The following is a 15,694-nucleotide window of genomic DNA, read 5'->3' as shown; positions in this document are numbered from 1 at the left end:
ATGCCTCGGCGGTTGCCTTCGGTTCCGGCTGCGCCGATGCCGTTGGCGCTTGCGTAGCCGCTTCGTTCCCGTTGCCCGAATTCTCCGAACCGCATGCGGCCAACATGAACAGGACCGCCGTTAACATAAATAGAACCCCTAAACCCCTTCTCTTGCCCCGCGATCGTTGCATAAGAACCTCCTGATGTGATAATGATAATTAATATCACCATCAGTGTATACGGAATTACCCATGCAAGCCATGGACGGTTATTGCGCGCCCGATGGATGTTTGTGACGCCCTTCCCCCAACAATAACCTGGCGGCTTCCTCCATTTGCTCGGCGATCGAGACGGGATCGAACGACAGCCAGCGCCCGACGTCCAACCAGAATACTTTGCCGTTGGCCACGGGGGAGTACCTCTTCCACTCCTCCGTGCGGGACAACGTCTCGAAGAACGCTTGAGCCCCGTCATCCGGCTGCAGGATCACGAAGAGATAATCCGCGCCATAGAACGAAAGCTCGACGGGATCGATGACGCTGGAATGATAATAAGCGTTCACGAAGGACTGCATTTTGATTTTGTCGGGAGGCTGGGCGCCAAGGGAGCGATAGACGGGATATCCCATGTTCAGCATGCCGTACATCTGAAGCCCTTGCTCCCGTATGCGCAGTATCGCTACCCGGCTATCGCCGATCGCGGAGCGAATACGCGTACGCAGCCGGTCCCTTCGTTGCTCGTATCGCGCGATCCATTCCTCCGCTGCCGGAAGCAATTCAAGCCGGCCTGCAATTGAAGGCAGTTGGTTGTAGATGGGATCCTGCAAGGGATCCGCCACGATAACCTCGCATGATTCCATGTCCATCACTTCTTGTTCGATATCATCGCTTGCGGCCAAAATGACATCCGGGCTCCATGCCGCGAAATCCTGGACGGACAACCGATCGCCGGCCGCTTGAAGCCGCCCCGTCGTCATGCCGGCCGGGACCGGGCATGCCCCCAAAGCATTCCAATCGATAGCCAAGGGAACCACGCCTAACGCTGCGAGATAACCGTAGCCGTATGAAGCCACGACGCGGCGTTCCCGCCGCTCTGCGTAATAAGCCGGAGCAACCCCTACCATCTGTTTGAACCTGCGGCTGAAATGATAAGGATCGACGAAACCGACCTTGCGCGCCACTTCGGTGATGGACTCGCCGGAATGACGCAATAGCCGTTTGGCCTCCTCGATCCGGATGCGGGTCAAGTACTCCAGGGGACTATAACCCGTATGTTTCTTGAAAATACGAGAATAGTGCTCTTGTTGCAGTCCCGCTATGGATGCGAGGAAATCCCTCGTTAACGGCTCGCGCATATGCGACAGCATGTGTTTGACCGTTCTATCGATTTTCTCTTTGGATTCGGCGGTAGCCGGAGCAAGCGCGCCCCGCGTTGGCTTAGCGACCTTGCTGGACGTTCGTTCGCCGTTCATGCGAATTTGCCGACCGTTAAGCGGATTCGGCCTTTTTTGGTTACGCCGTCGACTTCGAGCACCTTGAACCGCCCGAGTCCCTTGAACGACACGACGTCGCCTTCCTTCAGAGGCTCGGAGGGATCCTCTTCCGTTTTCCAGTTCACTCTGCAGCGCCCGGCTTTGATGGGATCCACAATCTTCGAGCGGCTAATCCGGTAGACGTCGCTTGCGATGCCGTCCAGACGCATGGAAGCGACCGTCAAGCTCATCTCCTCCAACTTGGGGAGCAGCGCCTGCAGCTTCTCGATGGGAAGCAGCTCTGTCAAAACGGCTAAACGGTGAACCTGGCGCAGATGGATATTCAAATAATCGGCGATTTCATCGGTGACGATAATGTGGGCGAAGCTCTCGTGGACATGGATATCGCCTATTCGATCGCGTTTAATGCCTAGCCCGAGCAGCGCCCCCAGGAAGTCGCCATGATCCAGCTCCAGGTGGCCGTTCCCGCTCGCGTGGACGGCTAATACGGCAATAGCCGCAGACTCGTCATCCAGGCTGCGGTAGTCGGGCGCTATGAGGGCTCGCCGGCGCTCTGCCTCGGGATAACCGCCTTCCAGACGTATCGTGACATCGGCATTGCGTCCTGCCAGCATGGACAGTATTTGCGCTTGTCTCGGGTCTAAAAAATCGGTCCGCTTCAGCTCGTGAAGCTGTGCGGACCGCTCGACCCATTCCACAGCCCGGTCGACGAACGTTTTCTCTTCCGGGTGGAAATGTTCATATATGCTTGCTTTCATACTCATCGCCTTAGCCCATACCGAACAGGAATCCGACGACGGCAATCAGACCCATCCGCACGAAATTCAAAGCGAGAAGCGCGATGATCGGGGACAGATCCAGCACGCCGCCGATTGGCGGGATAAATCTGCGGAATATGCCGATGTAAGGCTCCACGATTTTCCCTAAAAATTGTCCAATGAAGCTTTCCCGGGCATTCGGGAACCATGACAGCAAGACATAACCGATGATGAGATAGCTGTAGATGTTTAATGCGAGACTAATAAAGTTAATAACTTGTAGTTCAAACAACTCAAGGTCACCTCATTTTAGTGTAATCGTTCTCTTCAGCAAGCATTTCTGTAATGGCTCCTTGAATTTCAACCGAATCAGGCGTACACAGGAAGATGTTCGGTCCAAGCTTCGAGATGCTACCGTTTAAAGCGTATACCGTACCGCTCAAGAAATCAACAATGCGAAGCGCAAGATCGCTGCGAACGCGCTGAAGATTCACAATAACCGCCCGGCGGGAGCGCAGATGATCGGCGATCTCTTGCGCTTCGTCGTACGAGCGCGGCTCGCTAAGCACGACGCGCACGTTCTTCTGCGAGTGAATGCTGACGACATTGTTGGCGGAACCGCTGCCAGCAGCGCCAGTGGAGTTGTTCCTGTTGTTTCTACGTTGTTCGAAAGCTGTGGTTTCATGTTCTTGCTCGTCTTGCTGAGCGACGCGTTCTCTCTCCACGACTTCTTCTTCCTCTTGCAGACCGAGAAAATTCATGAATCGGTTCATCACGCTCATAGCTCATCCTCCTCTTTTCCTACTAGAATACTACCCAATCTGATCCAGGTTGCACCCTCCTCGATCGCTACCTCGAAGTCCCCGGACATCCCCATGGACAATTGCGAAAAGGTCTCGTCTGCCGCGCCTGTTGCCAGCATCTCGTCCCTTAACTCCCGCAGGCTTCGGAATACGGGTCTGGCAGCTTCCGCTTCCAGCTCGTAAGGAGCCATGGTCATCAATCCAATGGGTTTAATGGTTGGATATTCCTTAAGAGCGCCTAAGAAACCTTGCAGTTCTGCCGGCTCGATTCCGTGTTTGCTCTCTTCGCCGGATACGTTCACTTGAATGAAACAAGATACGATAACATTCAACTTTACGGCTTGCTTATGTATCGCCTCGGCCAGGGACAGCCTGTCCAAGGAATGGATGAAATGAAATTTGCCCAGTACATCCTTTGCCTTGCGGCTCTGCAAGGATCCGATGAAATGCCAGATCGGGCTATCTTCTACTGGCGATTCTTCATTAAGCGTGCGCCACTTGGCTTCCGCGTCTTGCCAACGATTCTCCCCGAGATGTCGAAGGCCGCTCTCGTAAGCTTCTTTGGTCCGCTCCAGCGATACATATTTGGTTACTGCAACAACGCCGATTTCGTCGCGTTTACGTCCTGAACGGAGGCATGCATCTTCTATTCTGCGCTCAACCTGTTGTATGCGATCCTGTATAGTCATCTTGAACAATCACCTTTCTGCCATTCCGATCCAGCTGGCCATACGGCCTGTCTTGCCGCCTTCCATGCGGTGGGAGAAGAAAAGATCAACCCTGCATCCCGTGCACCACTTGCTTAATTCGATACGAGTCGGCAAAATTCCTGCTTTTATCATAATCTGTCGGTTTAATTCTTTCAAGTTCAGTCTCGCTTTGCCGCTTGCCTCGGGAATCATGCAGGTCAAGGCCAAAGTCTCGCTTAATCCAAGCCGGTTCATCAAAGCTTCGACTTCGGCAATGACCTGGCCGTCTACTTCATAACAGCATTCGCCAATGGATGGACCGATTGCGGCAATCAATCGCTCAGGACGAGTGCCGTATGCCTCAGACATTCGACGAACGGTTTCTGCGGCAATGCCTCCTACCGTCCCTCTCCAACCCGCATGAGCAAGCGCTACCGCCCGATGCTCCGGATCAAAGAAGTACAACGGGACGCAATCGGCGTAGAAAGACGTTAGCAGAATACCCTCTACATCCGTCATGATTCCATCGCAGCCTTGGATGGTATCTTTCATCGACGATCGTCCGCGGCCTCTATCTCCTTCGCGCACCTGATGGACGGCGGCTCCATGGATCTGTTCCGCACAGGTCCATGCTTCAAACGGCCAACCGATATCTTCCGTCAGTAATTTTCGATTTTCGATGACATCGCCTTGCTTATCCCCTACATGCAGCCCGATATTCAAGCTATTCCAGGGTGCGGAGCTGACGCCTCCCGCCCTTCCGGAAAATCCTGCCGTAAGTCCGGGTGAGCCATCCATCCATTGAGACAACAAAAAAAGCGAAGGTTCCTTCGCTGTTCCATCTTTGCGTTGAAACGGTTCCATGCGGATCACCTCTTGCTAACTGTCGTTAAGCGCTGCGCATCTCCGGGCAGCGACTTGTATTCTACAAGTGTATACGCTCAGGTCCGCACATGCAACTCATCCTCTTCATCCCGAATAGTCTTGGCTTCATCCATTCGGACGAGCACCACGTCCGCACCTATCTTGACAATGTTGCGCCAAGGGATGACGACCTCCGTGCCGCCATTGCCGAAGAAGCCGAATACCTTCGTAATCTGAGGCACGACGATGGAATCGATTCGTCCCTGTCGCAGATCAAGCTCCAGGTCGCTTATATGTCCCAGCTTTTTGCCGTCCACTATATTAATAACATCTTTGGCTTGGAAATCCGATATTTTCATTTATGCTCACCACTCTTCCGGCGGAATTGTTGCACTGACCGTGCTGTCATTTTCGTCCTTTGTATAGTATATGAGCCATTCGCCTAATATGTCCGGCCTTAAGTGAAAATAACGACAACGTTTACGTTTGGCCTACTTACCCCAACCAAACCGCCGCTTAGAAATTTTTGATCAATTGAATTCCGAAGCTTGTTTCACCAATCCTCGCCGACATCATTTGGACAGTCTAACGCTGCTCATTCGCCTACTTGTCTGGAATGTCGCATAATTTCCTAAATAAAAAAATCCTTTTCCCCGCCGGAAGCGGAGAAAAGGATTTCTGTCGGACATCTAGGACGTGTATGGTCTTACGCATTCATAGCTTTTGAGTTACACTTCAAGTTTTGACGTGCTTCTGCATTTGCTGAATGGCCGATTTCTCCAGTCTGGACACTTGCGCCTGGGAGATACCGATCTCGTCGGCCACCTCCATCTGCGTCTTTCCTTCGAAAAATCGCATCGACAGAATCATTTTCTCCCTGTCGTTGAGCTTATGCATCGCCTCGCGCAAGGCAATCTCCTCGATCCAAGATACATCCTTGTTGCGATCATCGCTGATTTGATCCATCACATAGATGGGATCTCCCCCGTCGTGGTAGATCGGCTCGAACAGCGAAACAGGATCCTGGATGGCATCCAGGGCGAAAACGACATCTTCTTTGGGCACGTTCAGCGCCTCGGATATTTCGAAGATCGTTGGTTCCCGCGAATTTTTATTCGTCAGGCTGTCGCGCACTTGAAGCGCTTTGTACGCTATATCCCTCAGACTCCGGGACACCCGGATCGGGTTGTTGTCGCGCAAGTATCGCCGAATCTCGCCGATAATCATCGGCACGGCATACGTCGAGAACTTGACGTTTTGGCTAAGGTCGAAATTATCAATCGCCTTCATGAGTCCGATGCAGCCAACCTGGAACAGGTCATCCACAAACTCTCCCCTGTTGTTAAATCGTTGGATAACGCTAAGCACGAGCCGCAAATTGCCGTTAACCAGCTTCTCTCTTGCTGCCCACTCGTTCCTGGTCTGCAAGGCCGTGAACAACTCGCGCATCTCGACATTGGTCAGAACAGGCAATTTAGCGGTATCCACTCCACAGATCTCGACTTTGTTTCGGGTCAACGTGATTACCTCCCAAGGAGCAACATTAATGTTCATTATCTCCCTGGGTCCTCATTTTATTCCTGCTCCCGACAACCTTCGACAAGCGTATTTATATTTTAAATTTCACATAGAAGAAAAAAAGTTCAGTTTTCAGCTCCGAGAAGGTTGAATGAAACTAGGATCTGAGGAGCAGAGCTTAGCAGAGCTAAGTGAGCACCGGAAGATCCGGTTGAATTCAAGATTCGACGTCGAATACGCTCCTTGAAATAACATCGTGATCAAAAGTGGACTTTTTTTCATCCTTAAACCATTTTGTTGAATTCTTTGCGGAGACGTTTGATGATACGTTTCTCCAGCCGGGAAATATAGGACTGCGAAATGCCGAGCATGTCGGCTACATCCTTTTGCGTCTTTTCCTCGCCATCGGCCAATCCGAATCGCAGCTCCATAATAATGCGCTCCCTCTCCGACAGCTTATCAAGCGCCTTATGAAGAAGCTTGCGATCTACTTGTTCCTCGATATTGCGATAGATCGTATCGTTCTCCGTCCCCAGCACGTCCGACAAAAGCAGCTCGTTGCCGTCCCAATCAATGTTTAGCGGTTCATCGAATGATACTTCCGTTCTCGTCTTGCTATTGCGGCGCAAATACATCAATATTTCGTTTTCGATACAGCGCGAGGCGTAAGTGGCAAGCTTGATTTTTTTCTCCGGATCAAACGTGTTGACCGCCTTGATGAGACCGATCGCGCCAATGGAGACAAGATCCTCGATATGAATGCCGGTATTTTCGAACTTACGGGCGATATACACGACCAGACGTAGATTGCGTTCAATTAACATCGCGCGTATGGCCGAGTCTCCGGATGGCAGCTTCTCGAGCAAGTACTCCTCTTCTTCGCGGGACAATGGAGGCGGAAGCGCCTCACTCCCGCCGATGTAGTAAATTTCTTCGCTTTTTAGTCCGAATAAAAATAAAATTCGATAATAATATAACTGCATAATGAGTTTGTACTTGACGAGCATCTGGCCCATCCCTCCCCTGATGAATTATGCGGAACCTTGTGACGGTTGTTGTACCATTGACGGATGGATTATCGCTTGATAGGTCCCATCTGCTGTCAGCTTGCCGCCGTCCAACCCGATTAGCACTCTGCTTGTTTCGAATATTTGCCCTTCCCTCATGATCTGGACGGAATCCGGCTTGACCGCCAACATGAATTGCGAGCCCCTGTTTACGCCGCGGAACGGCACCAGCCGCATCCGGTCCTGCCACGGGAACGGCTCCGTATCTTGCCCGGCAATAAGCCGGTCGACCTGGGCATCGCGGATGCCTTTCATCCACACTGCCGGAATTTCTGCTTCCCATCGTGACGCCTCCATAACCATGACCGGCGTTCTCGTAAGCGGATCGTACAGCTGGTTGCCTGTGTCGATCAGCCCTGTGCAGCCATATTCCGCTTCTCCGATCCTTATCGTCACATCAGCCAGATGCGTGCCGATTAAGACTTTCTCTCGTTTCTGCGATAACACGGACCGATACACGTAGATTCCGATAACAAATGCGGCGGCGAAATAAAAGATGCCGAGTTTGAGCTCCGCATGGACGCTGCCGCCCGAGAACGTTACCGTCCTCCATACTTCGCCGGAACCCTGCATAAACAGATAATAGAGTCCCAGAACGGCGCCTGCGGCTACGAAATTAACGGCATAAAACGCTAACGTCGTTCGGATGAAACGCTGCAAGGAATGAAAACCGAACGTGATCCATATCATGATGAGGGAGAAGCCAATTTTTACGCCTAACGTGAACAAAAATGACAATTGCGGGAATAACATGAGCACCACATAACTAGCTCCAAAGACGGAAGCAGCAAGCACGCGCCAAGGCTTGGGCCTTATATGGCAAGCCCAGGCGGTCGTCAAAAGAACGGCGCCGTCAACGAGCAGCTCTCGCAGGAATAAAATATCGATATAAATCGCCATGCCCAACCCCTTCCATCCTGCCCGGCAGTGGCCGCTATCGTAAGTGGATGCCCGCTTCAACGATTGAGATTAGTATATGGTAATCCTATTTCAAAGTCTGTCTATTCATGACGGTATCGGGTATCTTTTTTTGTCGAGATCCAAAAGAAAAAACGCCTCTCGGACAAGCCGAGAGGCGTTAATAGTCTAGTAAGGGATTATCTATCACGAGGCTGCTTGCGAAGGAATGCCGGAATTTCCAGCTGGTCGCTGGATGTGCCGGATCCGAAAGGCTTCACGCTGGACGATGCTTGGGAAGGTCTCGTGTCTACCTGCTCTACCGGCATGGAACCCGGCTTGCGCTGAGGAGCGGCAGATGCCTTTGCCTCGAAACCAGTCGCGATGACCGTTACTTTGATCTCGTCCTTTAAATCTTCGTCGATAATTGCGCCGAAGATCATGTTTACATCGGGATCGGATGCGGAGATGACAATCTCAGCCGCTTCGTTTACTTCGTACAGGGACAAGTTGCTGCCGCCTGTAATGTTCATGATGACACCGCGCGCGCCGTCGATCGACGTCTCCAGGAGCGGGCTCATGATCGCTTTGCGAGCGGCTTCGGCAGCGCGATTTTCGCCGGCTGCGATACCGATGCCCATCAGCGCAGAACCGCGTTCCGTCATAATTGTCTTTACGTCCGCGAAGTCAAGGTTGATGAGACCTGGTACGGCGATCAGATCGGAGATGCCTTGTACTGCTTGTCGAAGCACGTTGTCCGCTTCGCGGAAAGCTTCCAGCATCGGCGTTTTTTTGTCGACGATTTCCAAAAGGCGGTCGTTAGGGATAACGATGAGCGTATCCACCTTCTCCTTGAGCGCCTCGATGCCTTGCTCGGCTTGGCCGGAACGTTTGCGTCCCTCGAACGTGAACGGGCGTGTTACGACGCCTACCGTCAGCGCGCCGCACTCGCGGGCGATTTCCGCAATGACAGGCGCAGCGCCTGTGCCCGTGCCGCCGCCCATACCCGCCGTTACGAATACCATGTCGGAGCCCTTGAGCTGATTCGAGATGGCTTCGCGGGATTCTTCCGCAGCCTTGTTGCCTACATCGGGATTGGCGCCGGCGCCAAGGCCGCGCGTCAGCTTGTCGCCGATTTGCAGCTTATGCTCCGATTTGGCAAGGTGCAGAGCCTGGGCGTCCGTGTTCACTGTAATGAACTCAACGCCCTTGACTCCATTCTCGATCATTCGGTTAACGGCATTGCTGCCACCGCCGCCAACGCCGATTACTTTTATTTGAGCGAGCGTTTCAAGCTCCATGTCGAATTCCAACATCTCTCATTGTCCCCCAGTCAAAGTCAAATAAATTCGTTAAACATATTTTTGATCCGTTCGAACATACCGGGTTTGGATGGAGCTGCGGGACTGGCTTTGCGGCTTGCCGCTTTCTTCGTGACGCCTGAGCCTCGTACTCCCATATATTTGGACACGTATTGTATCATGCCAACACCGCTGCTATATGCGGAATCCTTTACGCCGATGTAGTCAGGCAAAGCGATGCGAACCGAGGACTCTAGTTCCACCTGCGCAAGCGCAAGCGTTCCTGGCATGGCGACGGCGCCGCCGGTCAACACGTAGCCATTAACCTTGTCGCCGTAACCCAGCCTGCGAACCTCTTGACGGATGAGATGGAAGATTTCCTGCATCCTCGGTTCGATAATGCTGGCCAGATCCTTCTGCGAGAATTCCTTCTCCATGTTGCTGCCCATTCGCGTAACTTTAAAGCGGACATCGTCCGCCGCATCGCCTACATTGGCACAGCCATACTTGAGCTTGAACTTCTCCGCCTGATCGCTTTGGGTCCGTAGTCCGTAGGCGATATCGTTCGTGACGAACTCTCCGCCGATCGGCAGCGTCGATATCGCAGCCAACCCGCCTTGATCGTAGATCGCGATCGTGCAGGAGCCTGCGCCGATGTCCGTCAGAACCGTGCCGATAGAACGTTCGTCCTTCGTCAGCGACATCATGCCCGAAGCAAGCGACAGCAGAATAACGCCGGAAATTCGCAAACCCGCCTTCTCTACGCAGCGCATAAGATTATGTATCGCTGTCTTCGTGCCGGTCACGATCGTAGCTTCCACTTCCAGGCGGACGCCGATCATACCTCTAGGATCGGATATGCCTTCCAATCCGTCTACCAGGTATTGCTTGGGAACGAGATTGATGATTTCGCGTTCGGGAGGCAGAGCGACAACTTTAGCCGCCTGCAGCACGCGCTCGATATCTTCTTCTCCGATTTCCCTGTCCTCATTAGATACCGCAACTACGCCATGATTGGTCTGCAATGCAATATGATTGCCTTGAATCCCGACATAAACGTCGGATATCTGAATGCCTACCATGCGTTCTGCATGCTCGACCGCGGCGCGGATCGAATGCACGGTTTGGTCAATATCGACGATAGCTCCCTTGCGAATACCTTCGGAGTCGGCAGAACCAACTCCAATAATATTAATGGCTCCATTGTTCATCTCGCCGATAATAGCTCGAACCTTGGATGTACCGATGTCCAAACTGACGATGATGTCGTTGTTGCTCAACTCGCGGCACCTCCGTTTCCAATAATTAGTATCTCAAGTTATGTTTACCCAATAAGAATGTAGAAGTTCCAAATCTTGCCGTCAATAGATTCTTATTAGAGATAAAAACGACCTGCACACTCAGCCGCCCTTCTCGGAACGTCCGGGAGCATTGGCTTTCTCGCTAGCTGGCGATGCAAGCACGCAGCGCCCGTCATTTCTGATCAAAAAATGAACAAGTCTCTCTACATATTCAACAGACTTTTTAGTTTCCCTCTTTTTTCAACAAATTTTTCAGAATTATTATTTTCACTGTCGAAAGGGCGATTTCCTTGTCTTAAAAAGAGGGGGTTTGTCGCCGGGAAGGCGCGCCGTTACGGCAAACTTACTCCAAGCTAGTAAAACAAATTCTATCATTCTTTTAAACGAATGAGTAGTCTATTTTTCATTATCGCCATCATTTTCCGAATCGTCGGTATGGAACGGAACATACGTGTCCGCCAGCAGCATCGTAATCTTGCCGGGCTCCTGCGTCTCGATTACCGCGTTCAACGCTTCAATCTTGTCCGGCAGTACCGAAACGGCGGTAATGACCTCAAACTTCGTTCGCGTATACATCCTGATCCGGTCGGGATAAGCCTTGGATGGAATGGGAGCAATCTCCGACAAATCCGACAGCTGCTTCTGAGGGATTAACGCAAGCTGCTTTGTCAGCTCGCGTTTGACGGAGTCTTCCCCGTTCCAGCCCGTCAGGATCGGCTTGTCCAAAAGATAGCCGTCCGTTCTCGCCTCCACGCTGGCACCGCTCGAGAGCAGCGCTTGCACAGTGCCGTCAGGCATCAGCTCGAACGCGACGACAGGATGCTCTTTCACCTCAATCTTGATAACGCCGGGAAACACCTTGACGACCTTGGCTGATTCGACCTGCGGCAGCTGCTGTACGCGAGAGGCGATCTCTCCGGACGAGGTCTGGAAGAAGGCATCGCCGATACTTACGGCGGCCGCTTCCTGTACTTGCTCCTTGGAGGTATGCTCCATGCCTGTTGCTTGAATGTCGGATATTTTGCTAATCGATGAATTAAAGAACAGCACGGCCAGCAAGGCGGCGAACAATAGCAACAGAATGGCAAGCAGCTTCTTGTTGCCTTTGCGTTTGCGGGCGGGTTCTTTAAGCACCGGCATGTTACCGCTGCTCATATCTTGTCCCTCTTTCCTGCAAAACGCCGGCTTCCCTGGCACGATTTCTCCAGAAAAGCCGAACGCTTCGATCTAACTGCATGATGTCATCTGGCTGGTTCGTTATTAGGCACGGGCGAGAATCGGGATATCCGGGCGCCGAGCTTCGTAAGCATATGCTCGATCCGGTCGTAGCCACGATCGATGTGATGCACTTGCTCAACGATCGTGCGTCCCTGCGCGGCGAGTCCCGCGATGACCAGGGCGGCTCCGGCCCTAAGATCCGTCGCTTCCACTGTAGCCCCGTACAGACGGGTAACGCCGCGTATAAATGCTGCATTCATGTCGACGCGGATATCGGCTCCCATGCGCGACAATTCGCCGACATGCTTGAGACGGCCTTCGAAAATCGTTTCCTTCATGATGCTTACCCCGTCGGCAAGCGTTAGAAGCACCATCACCTGGGATTGCAAATCCGTCGGAAAAGCGGGGTAAGGAGAGGTGACGATTCGCTCGATCGACTTCGGCCTTGCGGCACTATCAACCTTTATTATATCACCGTCGACTACGATTTGAACACCTGCGCGGCGCAGAACATGTATAAGGGAGGAGAGGTGGGCGGGCTGGGTGTTTTGCAGCGTGACCGCGCCGCGCGTGGCGGCGGCCGCGACCATGATCGTACCGGCTACGATTCGGTCGGGAATGATCTTGTAGCGGCATGGAGTAAGTTCGGCAACGCCGTCGATCGTAATCGTGTCGGTGCCTGCCCCCATTATCTTCGCGCCCATAGCGTTCAAGAAGCGCTGAAGATCCTGAATTTCAGGCTCTCTGGCCGCATTCGTCAGCGTCGTGCGTCCTTCCGCCAGGACGGCGGCCATCATCAGGTTTTCGGTCGCTCCGACGCTTGGGAAGCTAAGATGGATATCGGTGCCCGTCAGCTTGGCAGACCTGCACACGATGCGATTGCCGATTTCTTCGATCTCGGCCCCCAGCGCCTCTAAACCTTGCAGATGAAGATCAATCTTTCTTTCGCCGATCGCGCAACCGCCCGGCTGGTAGACCTGAGCTTCGCCGAATCTTGCAAGAAGCGGTCCCATGAGAAAGATCGAGGAGCGCATCTTGCTCATCAGCGTCTCCGGCACATGGGATGTATGAAGCGCGGTCGTATCCAGTACGACCGTCTCGCCGACGTGCTCGGCGCGGCATCCTAATTCGCGCAAAATGTTCAGCATAACTTCGATATCGAGCAGCCTTGGCACCGAATCCAGTGTAATCGTGCCTTCAGCCAGCAGACTGGCAGCCAATATCGGCAAAGCGGCATTTTTCGCTCCTTGGATAACTATGGATCCTGAGAGAGGTTTCCCGCCTTCAATCACCAATTTGTCCAATGTATCACCTCCGAATTACCGCTCGCCCACCACCCGAACCTCCGGCACCAGCTTCACGCCTGCGCGTTCTTCCACAGTGCCCTGGATGTGAGACATGAGGGCGAGTACATCTCTAGCTGTCGCTTGCCCGGTGTTTACAATAAAATTGGCATGTTGTTCGGATACCTGCGCCCCCCCGATGGAGAAGCCCTTTAGTCCCGCCTCTTGAATCAACCTCGCGGCGAAATCGCCCGGAGGATTACGGAATACGCTGCCGGCGCTAGCCAACTGAATCGGCTGCGTGCGCAGCCTCCGTTCCTTGTAGGTAGCCATCGCCGAAGCGATCTCCATGCGGTCGCCCGCCGCCAGCTCGAAGCCGGCTTCTACAACGGTGCCCCGTTGTTCCTGCAAGATGGAATGGCGGTAGGCGAAGCCCATGTCCTCAAGCCCGTAACGAACCAATTCTCCTGTCTCCAGTACAATGTCAGCATACTTGAAAATACGCGACACATCCGATCCGAGAGCCCCCGCATTCATGTAGACGGCACCTCCGACCGTTCCCGGAATCCCCCCTGCGAATTCCAGGCCGGTCAGCCCCGCCTTGCCCGCCATAACGGACAGCTTGATGAATGAATAGGCCCCGCCGGCTATAGCCGTTGTCCCTTCGAAGGTAACGTAATCCAATCCTCCGGACGGTTTGATCACAGCTCCGCGAATGCCATTGTCGCCAACTAGCATATTGGAGCCGCGGCCCAGATTGATCCAAGGCACCTCATGCTTATGCAGCAGCTGGACTGCGGTGATGAGTTGTTCTTTGGTGCGTGGAAGGATAACCAGATCGGCCGGTCCGCCGATCTTCCATGTTGTGTGCTTCGAAAGCGGTTCGTTCAGCAGCAGCTGCAGTTCCCCTGCCGCCGCTTCCCTAAGTTCCGCTATGCATGCTTCCATTGTGACTTCCTCCTTCATTGCTGCGGATGCAGGCATTCGCCGCAACTTCATTGTGTGATCCTCCGCTTCCGCAGGTGACGGTCGCGAATATAGGGTATATTATGCCTTGCGCCAATGTTGTGTGACAGACGCCTATTTTAAGGTAGTTCAAAAAGTCCGCTTTCCATCACGAAGTATGCCAAGAAGCGTATTCGACATTTGAACACGCATTTGAAGTGGCCGCAAGACCTTGCATGCTTATCTGGAATAACGCGAAATGTTAAGCAAAATGCCGAGCGCCGTAAGCAACAGCGTCAGCGAAGAGCCTCCGTAGCTCACGAGCGGCAGTGTAATGCCAGTGACAGGCATCATTCCGATAACGACGCCGATATTGATCAGCACCTGAACCCCGATGATGCCGGTAATGCCGACAGCCAGGAAGCTGCCAAACGTGTCCGGGGCCGCGATAGCGGTCCGGATCCCTCGCCAGACGACGACCAGAAATAACAAGATGATAGTGGCTCCGCCGATAAAACCAAGCTCCTCGGCGAGAATGGAGAAAATGAAGTCCGTCTGCGGCTCGGGCAGGTAGCTGAACTTCTGCCTGCTCATGCCGAGCCCTAGGCCGACAAGACCGCCAGGGCCGATGGCAAAAAGGGACTGGATAATTTGATACCCTCCGCCGAGCGGGTCCGCCCACGGATCAAGAAACGAAGTAATGCGCTGCAGGCGGTATGGAGCGGCCAGAATCAACCCGACGAAGCCGGCTACGCCGATCATCGCCAGTCCGCCCAAGTGAGCCATGCGAGCACCAGCCGTGTAGATGAGAATGAGCGACGCGCCGACCATGACGGAGCCCGTGCCCAAATCCGGCTGCAGCATAATAAGGCCGAACGCCAGACCCACAAGCCCGAGTGGCGGCATAAGCCCTTTCGTAAACAGCGTAATATTTTGCTGCTTCTCCGACAGCCAACGGGACAGAAACAGGATCATGGCGAGCTTCATGAATTCGGAGGGCTGGATGCCGAAAGAGCTGATGCCGAGCCAGCTTCTCGCCCCGCCCCTCACAACCCCGATACCGGGAACAAGCACGATAACAAGCAGGCCGAAGCAAACGATCAGCGCGGCAGGCGCCCATTTTTTCCAGTTGGAATAATGGGTGTTCATAGTAAATAGTAACGCACCTACGCCTAGTCCGGCAAATAGTAGCTGGCGCTTCACATAATAGAAGCGGTCGCCGAATTCATGGAGCGCGAGCACCGCGCTCGCGCTGTATACCATAACGAGACCGATTGCAAGAATAAGCCCAATGGCGGCGAGCAGCCAAATATCGGGGGCAGAACGCGCTTTTGCCATAGCGAACACACCTCTTAGCATGGGAAAGTAGGGACAGGCCCCCTACTTACAAGGTATGCGCCGATTGTTTAAACATGCTCCCTCTTTGTTCGTAGGATTGAAACATGTCCCAGCTCGCGCAAGCAGGCGACAGCAGCACGGCATCGCCCGGCTCCGTCATCGCGAAAGCCCGGACGACCGCTTCGCGAAGCGTGGATTCGGCGTCCTTCTCAGCGTTCACCGTTTCTATCCTCGTTAAA

16 protein-coding genes and 1 pseudogene are annotated in these 15,694 nt (G+C 53.3%); all 17 read right to left on the bottom strand.

Translation table 11 applies throughout. The features are described 5' to 3' along the window. Positions 1-249: 249 nt before the first annotated feature. Positions 250-1,452 (bottom strand): helix-turn-helix domain-containing protein, encoded by a 1,203-nt coding sequence (locus tag PAT3040_RS03350; protein WP_108991519.1) that lies wholly within the window; start codon positions 1,450-1,452, stop codon positions 250-252. Then, entirely contained in the window at positions 1,449-2,231 is a 783-nt protein-coding gene (locus PAT3040_RS03345; protein WP_108991518.1) for a YlmH family RNA-binding protein, read from the bottom strand. The genes PAT3040_RS03350 and PAT3040_RS03345 overlap by 4 nt, the downstream gene beginning before the upstream one ends. Before the next feature lie 10 nt (positions 2,232-2,241). Next, positions 2,242-2,523, bottom strand: a complete 282-nt coding sequence (locus PAT3040_RS03340) for a YggT family protein (protein WP_087567700.1) — start codon at positions 2,521-2,523, stop codon at positions 2,242-2,244. A gap of 7 nt (positions 2,524-2,530) precedes the next feature. Further along, the gene (locus PAT3040_RS03335; protein ID WP_108991517.1) at positions 2,531-3,013 is read right to left on the bottom strand and encodes a cell division protein SepF; all 483 of its coding nucleotides are present in this window, start codon (positions 3,011-3,013) and stop codon (positions 2,531-2,533) included. Beyond that, on the bottom strand, positions 3,010-3,723 hold the full coding sequence (locus PAT3040_RS03330; RefSeq protein ID WP_108991583.1) for a YggS family pyridoxal phosphate-dependent enzyme: 714 nt from the start codon (positions 3,721-3,723) through the stop codon (positions 3,010-3,012). Before PAT3040_RS03330 ends, PAT3040_RS03335 begins: the two co-directional genes overlap by 4 nt. 9 nt (positions 3,724-3,732) lie before the next feature. Beyond that, positions 3,733-4,587 (bottom strand): peptidoglycan editing factor PgeF, encoded by an 855-nt coding sequence (gene pgeF / locus PAT3040_RS03325; RefSeq protein ID WP_108991516.1) that lies wholly within the window; start codon positions 4,585-4,587, stop codon positions 3,733-3,735. Positions 4,588-4,664: 77 nt separating this feature from the next. Next, positions 4,665-4,946, bottom strand: a complete 282-nt coding sequence (locus tag PAT3040_RS03320; RefSeq protein WP_087567696.1) for a YlmC/YmxH family sporulation protein — start codon at positions 4,944-4,946, stop codon at positions 4,665-4,667. 376 nt (positions 4,947-5,322) lie between these two features. After that, positions 5,323-6,105 (bottom strand): RNA polymerase sporulation sigma factor SigG, encoded by a 783-nt coding sequence (sigG, locus tag PAT3040_RS03315; protein ID WP_087567858.1) that lies wholly within the window; start codon positions 6,103-6,105, stop codon positions 5,323-5,325. A gap of 284 nt (positions 6,106-6,389) precedes the next feature. Next, positions 6,390-7,112: an RNA polymerase sporulation sigma factor SigE gene (gene sigE / locus PAT3040_RS03310; RefSeq protein ID WP_087567695.1), complete on the bottom strand. Its 723-nt coding sequence runs from the start codon at positions 7,110-7,112 to the stop codon at positions 6,390-6,392. A gap of 24 nt (positions 7,113-7,136) precedes the next feature. Continuing rightward, entirely contained in the window at positions 7,137-8,072 is a 936-nt protein-coding gene (gene spoIIGA / locus PAT3040_RS03305) for a sigma-E processing peptidase SpoIIGA (protein WP_108991515.1), read from the bottom strand. 197 nt (positions 8,073-8,269) lie between these two features. Continuing rightward, complete coding sequence (ftsZ, locus tag PAT3040_RS03300; RefSeq protein ID WP_108991514.1) at positions 8,270-9,385, bottom strand: cell division protein FtsZ; 1,116 nt, start codon at positions 9,383-9,385, stop codon at positions 8,270-8,272. A 23-nt stretch (positions 9,386-9,408) separates the two neighbouring features. After that, positions 9,409-10,650: a cell division protein FtsA gene (gene ftsA, locus PAT3040_RS03295; RefSeq protein ID WP_087567692.1), complete on the bottom strand. Its 1,242-nt coding sequence runs from the start codon at positions 10,648-10,650 to the stop codon at positions 9,409-9,411. A gap of 417 nt (positions 10,651-11,067) precedes the next feature. Then, positions 11,068-11,826, bottom strand: coding sequence for a cell division protein FtsQ/DivIB (locus tag PAT3040_RS03290; protein WP_087567691.1), 759 nt, complete (start codon positions 11,824-11,826; stop codon positions 11,068-11,070). Positions 11,827-11,912: 86 nt separating this feature from the next. Next, positions 11,913-13,193: a UDP-N-acetylglucosamine 1-carboxyvinyltransferase gene (murA, locus tag PAT3040_RS03285; RefSeq protein WP_108991513.1), complete on the bottom strand. Its 1,281-nt coding sequence runs from the start codon at positions 13,191-13,193 to the stop codon at positions 11,913-11,915. 15 nt (positions 13,194-13,208) lie between these two features. Next, positions 13,209-14,120: a UDP-N-acetylmuramate dehydrogenase gene (murB, locus tag PAT3040_RS03280; protein WP_108991512.1), complete on the bottom strand. Its 912-nt coding sequence runs from the start codon at positions 14,118-14,120 to the stop codon at positions 13,209-13,211. Between the two features lie 237 nt (positions 14,121-14,357). Continuing rightward, positions 14,358-15,455, bottom strand: coding sequence for a stage V sporulation protein E (gene spoVE, locus PAT3040_RS03275; protein ID WP_087567688.1), 1,098 nt, complete (start codon positions 15,453-15,455; stop codon positions 14,358-14,360). Between the two features lie 46 nt (positions 15,456-15,501). After that, positions 15,502-15,694 (bottom strand): annotated as a pseudogene (murD, locus tag PAT3040_RS03270) (UDP-N-acetylmuramoyl-L-alanine--D-glutamate ligase); the annotation flags it as partial.

This window comes from Paenibacillus agaridevorans (assembly GCF_003112455.1).
Lineage (GTDB): Bacteria > Bacillota > Bacilli > Paenibacillales > Paenibacillaceae > Pristimantibacillus > Pristimantibacillus agaridevorans.
The sequence above is the reverse complement of the archived record's forward strand: the minus strand, read 5'-3'. Positions and strand labels throughout refer to the sequence as shown.